The 7,843-nt window shown below is 36.6% G+C and carries 8 protein-coding genes; 5 read left to right on the forward strand and 3 right to left on the reverse strand.

Going from position 1 to position 7,843, the window contains the following annotated elements:
• Position 1: 1 nt before the first annotated feature.
• Entirely contained in the window at positions 2-1,360 is a 1,359-nt protein-coding gene (locus DEU40_RS20055) for a M64 family metallopeptidase (RefSeq protein ID WP_110011491.1), read from the reverse strand.
• A 2-nt stretch (positions 1,361-1,362) separates the two neighbouring features.
• Positions 1,363-1,848 (reverse strand): hypothetical protein, encoded by a 486-nt coding sequence (locus tag DEU40_RS20060; protein WP_137905656.1) that lies wholly within the window; start codon positions 1,846-1,848, stop codon positions 1,363-1,365.
• 101 nt (positions 1,849-1,949) lie between these two features.
• Here DEU40_RS20060 and ruvC point away from each other — a divergent pair, with 101 nt between their 5' ends.
• The 5 genes from ruvC (at position 1,950) to DEU40_RS20085 (ending at position 5,488) form a co-directional block, all read left to right on the forward strand.
• A complete protein-coding gene (ruvC, locus tag DEU40_RS20065; protein ID WP_034692903.1) occupies positions 1,950-2,504 on the forward strand; it encodes a crossover junction endodeoxyribonuclease RuvC in 555 nt (184 codons plus the stop codon).
• A 152-nt stretch (positions 2,505-2,656) separates the two neighbouring features.
• A complete protein-coding gene (locus DEU40_RS20070; protein ID WP_110011493.1) occupies positions 2,657-3,727 on the forward strand; it encodes a DUF4407 domain-containing protein in 1,071 nt (356 codons plus the stop codon).
• 173 nt (positions 3,728-3,900) lie between these two features.
• Positions 3,901-4,494 (forward strand): phage tail protein, encoded by a 594-nt coding sequence (locus DEU40_RS20075; protein ID WP_110011494.1) that lies wholly within the window; start codon positions 3,901-3,903, stop codon positions 4,492-4,494.
• A 5-nt stretch (positions 4,495-4,499) separates the two neighbouring features.
• On the forward strand, positions 4,500-5,192 hold the full coding sequence (locus DEU40_RS20080; RefSeq protein WP_110011495.1) for a T9SS type A sorting domain-containing protein: 693 nt from the start codon (positions 4,500-4,502) through the stop codon (positions 5,190-5,192).
• Positions 5,193-5,290: 98 nt separating this feature from the next.
• The gene (locus tag DEU40_RS20085; RefSeq protein ID WP_110011496.1) at positions 5,291-5,488 is read left to right on the forward strand and encodes a KTSC domain-containing protein; all 198 of its coding nucleotides are present in this window, start codon (positions 5,291-5,293) and stop codon (positions 5,486-5,488) included.
• A 53-nt stretch (positions 5,489-5,541) separates the two neighbouring features.
• Here DEU40_RS20085 and DEU40_RS20090 read toward each other — a convergent pair whose 3' ends face one another.
• Positions 5,542-7,410 carry a GEVED domain-containing protein gene (locus DEU40_RS20090; RefSeq protein WP_110011497.1) on the reverse strand — a complete coding sequence of 623 codons (1,869 nt, stop codon included), beginning with the start codon at positions 7,408-7,410 and terminating at the stop codon, positions 5,542-5,544.
• Positions 7,411-7,843 lie beyond the last annotated feature (433 nt).

Below are 7,843 nucleotides of genomic sequence, written 5' to 3' on the forward strand. Positions count from 1 at the left end.
ACTATTCTTTAATGATTTTCTGAGAAATGATCAGGTTTTTATTTTCTTTTACATTCAACAGATACGTACCTGCCGGATAGTTTTTAATATCAACCCGTATTGCAGAATCATTCAGTTCAAATCTGGATGGAATAAGTTTTCCTGAAGCGTCATACACTTCTACTTTTACATCTTTTGAAAAGCCCTGTTTGCCCTTAATAAAAAATTCGCCATCTGTAGGATTAGGGTAAATACTGAAACGACGCTCTTCCGCTTTGACTTCTGAGAGTTTAAGAGTTGATTTGCTCAGTGTCCATGAAACATTGGTAACATGGAGTGTGCTGTGATTGTCTACTTTTAAAAGCGGATTGTTATCCACTACCGATAATATCAAAGTATTATTTCCGTTGTTAAGTTGTCCGGGAGTAATCGTTATGCTATTTCCCGTTGCTCCCAGAGCCGTTCCGTTTAAGCTCCATGAATTGACCAGCGTGTTCGGAATGGGAAGAATTTCATTCACAGTGAAGGTAACATTGGATGTAGCATCAACGGCTGTATTATTGGCCGGAGTATAGGAATCCACAGGGGAAACCAGAGTATGAATCCTTTCAATAATTGCCTCTTTACACACAGAGCAGAACTGCTGGTTAAGATATCTCATTTCACAGCTCTGATGGGGTCTGAACCAGCTTGGGCTTTCAGCATGGGCATATACTCCTACCCCATTTAATCCTACCCAGTTTTTCCATTTTATCGTTGCCGGATTAGAATTTTGTGTTTTATTGGGAGATTCCAGCGAACCGGAAAACCAATATTCATCGGCCAATTTTCCAAAGGAATGTCCCAGTTCATGCACTACAATTTCATTGGAAGAACCGTTGAGTGAAGCAAAAGCATAGGTACCGCCACAACCTCCGTATTCTGTAGAATTACCCAGCACATAAGTAATATCATAATCCGGGATATTGGCGGCCAGAACCTGTCCTACTTTATTGGTAGTATTGCTGTATATACATCTGTGAACTCCTACATCGAAAGTAGACCCAAGATAGTTATTGGGATTAGTTACAGGAATTACAGGTTCTGCAACATCTGCTGCGGTTCCGGGATGCTTTACTCCTGATTCTGTGGAAATTACTTTTACCGCATAGGCATTAAAGTAATTCTTATATTCTGTATAAGGACTTTTCGTAAAAAGATAGTTGATCGTATTCTGAGCCGATGTTGTAAAAGCAGTTTGCTGTGCAGCGGTAAACCCGTCTCCCAACACTGCAATAACAATCCGCTTACTGTTGTCCCCGTTCTGTAATAGCGGAACGGTCTCAAAAGTCTGGGCAAAACAACTGCTTCCTATTAAAAGGGATAATAAAGTTTTTTTCATGATTATAGTTTTTGTGTGAATATTACTTGTGCACCATCCTCAGTTGCTTTTTCAATCTTTACCGACTGTACATTTTCAGAGTAAGAAAACCTGGCACTGAATTCGGTATTTTGAAGGGAAGCTTTATGTCTGGATATTCCCTCTTTTTCATATACTTCCAGTTCAGGATTGAAAGGATCTTTCACCAGCTGTTTACCCATTTCTTTTCCGTCAGCTCCTGTTAATGTAATCACAAGATCACCCTTACGGATGTTGTTTCTTTCAAATGAAGGCATCTGTTTCAATCTGCCATCTGCAATTTTAGTACTCTGGAGAGTAATTTTTGCATTTCCCGACTGATCTTTATCTGCTTTGAAAAACAAATAAATGATCCGTTCGCTCTTTGCTGTAAAAGCTTCTGAATGCTTATTCTGAACTAAATTATTTCTCTCTTTAAGGCTAAACAAGAGAAAGACAGGAACAATTAATACATTAAATACATTTTTCATGATCATTTTTATTTAAAGATATTAAAATTTTAAACATAAACGAAAATCATTACCAATACTTTTTCCACTAAAAAAACATAGAAAGTCCTATCTTTGAAGCAATGATTTCAGAGAAAATAATTTTAGGAATTGACCCGGGGACAACGGTAATGGGATTTGGTATCATCTCCGTAAAAAAAGGAAAAATGGAGATGGTTTCTATTCATGAACTTATCCTGAAAAAATATCCCAATCACGAAACCAAGCTGAAGTATATTTTTGAAAGAACCCTTTCTCTTATTGATGAGTTTCATCCTGATGAAGTAGCTCTTGAAGCTCCTTTCTATGGGAAAAACGTTCAGAGTATGCTAAAACTTGGCCGTGCTCAGGGCGTTGCTATGGCAGCCAGTCTTTACAGAAATATTCCTATAACCGAATATTCTCCAAAAAAAATCAAAATGGCGATCACCGGAAACGGAAATGCCAGCAAGGAACAGGTAGCAGGAATGCTTCAGAACCTTCTTAAATTAAAGGAGTTTCCTACAAAATATTTAGATGCTTCCGATGGTCTTGCCGTAGCTGTATGTCATCATTTTAATTCCGGTACCATAGCAGATACGAAATCGTATTCCGGATGGGAGAGCTTTCTTAAACAAAATCCGGACAGATTGAAATAGGTTCCACATTCTTTTTTCAATTTTTCAAAAACAAAATTTAACATTCTAAAAAACAGCATTTTACCCAAACAAACACAATTACTTGGTAAAACATAATACTATCTTTTACATTGGTATGATTTTTAGTACTACCTTTGTATAAATTTTCAGTTATGAAAACAAACCAACAAACTATAAATCAAGGGACTCATACAATAAACTGGTTCCAAAAGTTTCTGATGGTATGTTCAGGCGGGAACATCCATATTTTAAGAAAAACTCCGAGTGAATGGAACAAGTTTTCCGGTATCGGGGGTATCGTACTTTTCACTGCAGTATTCGCCACTTTGTCTGCAGGCTATGCGATGTATACAGTATTCGACAATATCTGGGCGGCCGCGGGATTTGGAATCCTGTGGGGTCTGATGATCTTCAATCTTGACCGTTATATTGTTTCTTCCATCAAAAAAACAGGAACATGGTGGAATCAGATTCTGATGGCTATTCCGCGTCTCATCCTTGCTACGTTCCTGGGAATTATTATTTCCAAACCTTTAGAACTTAAAATTTTTGAAAAAGAAGTCAACAAACAGCTGAATACCATTATTCAAAGAAATAAAAAACAGCTTCAGGGTGAAATGAACGGGCGAATTCTTCAGCAGAGCGGTCCTTTTGAAACAGAAAAGCAGCAGATTTCAGGAAAAATCGCTCAGTATCAGCAGGCATATGATTCGGCTTCGGTAGAGCTTGAGAAAGAAATTCTGGGTAAACAATCCGGACTTACCAGTGGAAAAGAAGGCTATGGTCCCAATGCAAAACGTAAACAGCAACTGAAGGAGCAACGCAGACTTGATCTGGAAAATTATCAGAAACAAGCGGCTCCAAGGCTGGAATATTTAGACAAAGAAATATCCAAAGTCTACACAAATCTGGAAACGGAAAGAAAATCTACAGAAACATTTGAAGATAAATTCAATGGTTTTGCAGCAAGGCTTCAGGCTTTGGACGAACTTGGTAAGAATTCTGCCATCATTGGGCTTGCAGCCACTTTTATCATGGGATTGTTTATCTGCCTTGAGATTTCTCCGGTTCTGGTAAAACTGATTTCTCATATAGGGCCCTATGATTATCTTTTAGAAAAAACAGAAAATGATTTCAGGCTGTATTCTAAAGAAAAAATTGAAAAAGGAAATGCATTGACTGATTTCAGAATCGATGATTTTAAAGATAATCTTAAACATTAAAATGATCATTTAATACATTATTCGCTGTTAAATATTAGAGAAAAAATCTATAATAAATCAATTTTCAATAAATAAAATCTAACCTTTTGTTATATAACGAAAGGTTTTTCTTTTAATCAAGCATTTTATGTAAAATATTTTCTAATTTTATACTACTTAAAATTCTTGCTATCATGAAAAACTTAATTTTTGCATGTACACTGCTGATATGCAGTGCATTTGTTCCCGCTCTAAAAGCACAGGCATCAGAACCATTTTTAGGGCAAATAGCCTTTGTACCTTATAATTTTGCTCCAAAATACTGGGCAGAATGTAATGGGCAGCTTCTGCCCATCGCGCAAAATCAAGCACTTTTTTCACTCTTAGGAACCACTTATGGAGGAAACGGAACCACCACATTTGCTCTACCTGATATGCGGGGAAGAGTACTCGTTCATAACGGACAGGCTCCGGGCGGCCCTACAATGTATACTATGGGAGAAACCGGCGGAACTGAGAGTGTAACATTATTGGTAACACAAATGCCGGCTCATAATCATACCGTGAATGCTGTAACAACGGAAGGAAATCAAAATTCTCCAACCAATAATCTTCCGGCAGACACCAAAACACTTGACAAAGAATATTCCGATGCAGCGGCAAATACGACCATGAAAAACACAATGGTAGGAAGCACTGGAGGAAGCCAGCCTCATGAAAACAGACCTCCGTTTATTACGCTGAAATGTATCATTGCATTAGCAGGAGTTTATCCATCTCAAAACTAATCGTTATGAAAATTCTTTACTTATTATGTCTTGTTATAGGAAGCTCAGCTTTTACACAGACAATAACATTCAGTGGATGTCCCAATCTGTTTGATAGCCCACCTAATACGTATGTATTTAACAAAACAGGAGTAGATGCCTTTAGTAAGAACATCTACATGACCAGTCCTATTGATGGCGGACAGGATTGTAGTGGATTAGGTACCTGTGAATTTAAAATCCAATGGAACAATGCTCTTACAAGATGGGAATTTCTTGGTGATGAAGGAAACGGAACTTTTACAACTCCTTATCTGATTTATTATAACTCAACAGGTAATAATTCTGTTCCGATACCTCCCGGTAACAGTATCGGAACCTGGGTTGAAAATACAGCAATGACTAACGGGCAATGTGGAGGAAATCTTACTGCAGTAAACTCCACCATGACAGGTGATGTACAGACCACTACATTAGGAACTTCAGACCTTTCAAAAAATAAAATTCAGATCTTCCCTAATCCTGTGGTTGATTTTATTACTATTTCCGGTATTGACGATGGGCTAACCATCCAGATTTACAATATTGACGGACGTCTGGTAAAATCAGAAATGTTTGATTCCAAGATTGATGTTTCACAACTTGTTCCCGGAGGATATATATTAAAAATAAATACCCGGAATTTTCAGATACATCAATTTAAATTCATGAAAAAATAGAATGATATTCTGTTTCAAGAAATCAATTACTGAAGCTTTCGGAAATTTCGGAAGCTTTTTATTTTATGGCAAGGAATGTTTTTTGCATGAAATGAAGTATGCCTTCAAGTGTTGTCAATCATTTCATCTATTTTCCGGATACTGAAATATTAAAAATTATATATCAGTCGGGAGCAGTTTATGATTATCTTAAGGTACCTCCTGATATTGTTGAAAATTTTAGAAAAGCTAGATCTAAGGGGCAATTTCTTAATAAAGTTATTAAGCCAAGGTTTAAGTATAGGAAGATGGAATAAAAAATGTCCCCATTACAATGGAGACATTTATATATACCTGAACGAAGATCAGTTTATTTAATGATCAATTTAGAAGACTTACTGTCTTTTCCATTAGAAATCTGAATCATATAAACTCCTTTTTCTAATTGCTGGTCCACTTTATAAACACCGTTTCCTTCTTCAGTCACAGCTGGACTTGCCAACAATCTTCCTGACATATCAGAAATAGAAACCTTCAGATTTTTACCATTTTTAGCTTTAATGAAGATTTTATCTCCGGTTGCTACCGGGTTAGGATAAACTGTTAAATCACCATTATCTGCTTTCACTTCGCTTGTTCCCAGATTGGTAACAAATTTTACAGTATAATCTTCAACCTGCCCATACATTAATTGCCCACAAGGAGTCATATTAGGGTTCTCATCATCTACAAGCACTCTCATCCTTAATGGTGTATTCAACACTACTGAAGCAGGCGCTGTAATGGTAGTACTGTAAGTACCTATCAAAGTAACCGGATCTGCAGCAATATTATCAACAGAACCTACAAGTTCAGAAGCTTCAAAAGTACCATTATTATTGTAATCGATCCATATTCTTACATCATTATTTGAATCTGAAACATTCACCTGAAGATTGTGAGTTCCCGTTGCAGAAAGCTCAGTTGATGTTGCTCTTAAGCAGTTTGCACCTGTATAATCTTCATAGAAATTAGCAGCAGCCTGCCAATATCCTGTTGATGCATTATTAATATTTCCCAGTTTTACTAAAGTAGGGCCTACAAAATAGTTACTTGGTGTAGTGATACCTGTTGGGTTACATGCAGCAGCAATAGGAGTTCCAATTGCAGCTCCTGCAGAAGGAGCCGTTGCACCTAATGAAGTACTCAACCCTCCTTTCATCAAGAAAAAGTAAAGAGCTGCTCTGTCATGCTGTCCATTTGTAAATTTAAATGCTATCGGATTGGTATAGTTCATCATATTATACTGTACGCCCTGATAGTTTGTTCCTGTACAATAATTCATATCATTGTTGGTAGGCGCAGGATCGTTTAGCAAACTTCTTGATCTTTCTGTATCACAAACCTGATCATCGTCTTTGTTACAGTCATTATTAGTCATTGGTGGACAGTAGGTCGTAGAAGTAGTTCCTTGTGGCGGCTGAGCGTTAGCATTACCAAATGTATGAAGTAATCCCATACTATGTCCAAACTCGTGAGCCAGAGTAATATCATCCTGTAAAGTAACTACAAAAGATTTCATAAAGGATTCGTAGTTAGCATCGGCATTTTGAGGCAACCCTGCCCATCCCATGATACCATATGTTCCACCTCCATCTACTTTATTCATGATATAGATATTAAAGTAAGACGCTTCCGGCCAGTGTGGCGCAATAGTCTTTACCTGATCCGTAGTAACCCCATTTGCTCCACTACGTTTTACCCCATAATCATCATATCCTGCAAGAGTTCCTCCGTTGTATCTAACAATTCCTGTAGTAGCATTACAATTAGGGTCTCTTTTAGCTAATACCAGTTTAATTGGCATCGTAGCAGCAGTACCAAAATCTGCCGGAACTCCCTGAGCCCATTGATAAGTTCCTGCATACATTTCATTACAATGATCCAGCCAGGCCTGAATTTGTGCATCACTCTTATTGTAAGCAGTACCAATAGCCGCACCCGTAGGTGCTATTACGTGTACAACTACAGGAATTTCATAAACTCCATTTACAATTTTGTACGCACTTCCATTTTTAGCAGTAGTATTTTGATTACTGCTAATAACTTTGTTACGGATATTACGAATCATTTCATCAATTTCCGCATTCTGTTTTTGGTGTACTCTCTGTTCATTATCAAAGTCACACCACTCTTTTTTTTGCTGTGCAGATACTGAAAGGGATAGTAACAATGCCCCACAAAGGATAGTTTTCTTCATTTTACTAATTTAAAAAATTAAACAATTTAAAAATTTACAGCCTTTACATTCTTACCCGTGATACTCACAACTAAAACAAGCAATAAATTTAAAATTTCATTACAGTTAGTAGAAAAAAACTAAATATTGTTACATTCAAATCATAAAATAAAATTAACGCGAAACCAAATACAATAAACTTTATTTATATTATAATTATAAAAAAACGGAAAAATAAAACCAAATCGATAATTTAATAAACAGACAATTTAAAATTAACACCCTGTCAACCAGACTATTAAAACAGAATCATACTGACTAGTCCTGAAAAAGGTTGACTAGTTTAATATTTCAAATATACTTAAATCAGAGTAGGAATTTTCCTATTCTGATTTTGTTTTTTGTATGTTTTTAATTTCACGTTATTTTTCATATGTACTTGGCTGGGGATGTT

The organism is Chryseobacterium sp. AG844 (genome assembly GCF_003182335.1).
In the GTDB taxonomy this organism is placed as follows: Bacteria; Bacteroidota; Bacteroidia; order Flavobacteriales; family Weeksellaceae; genus Chryseobacterium; species Chryseobacterium cupriresistens.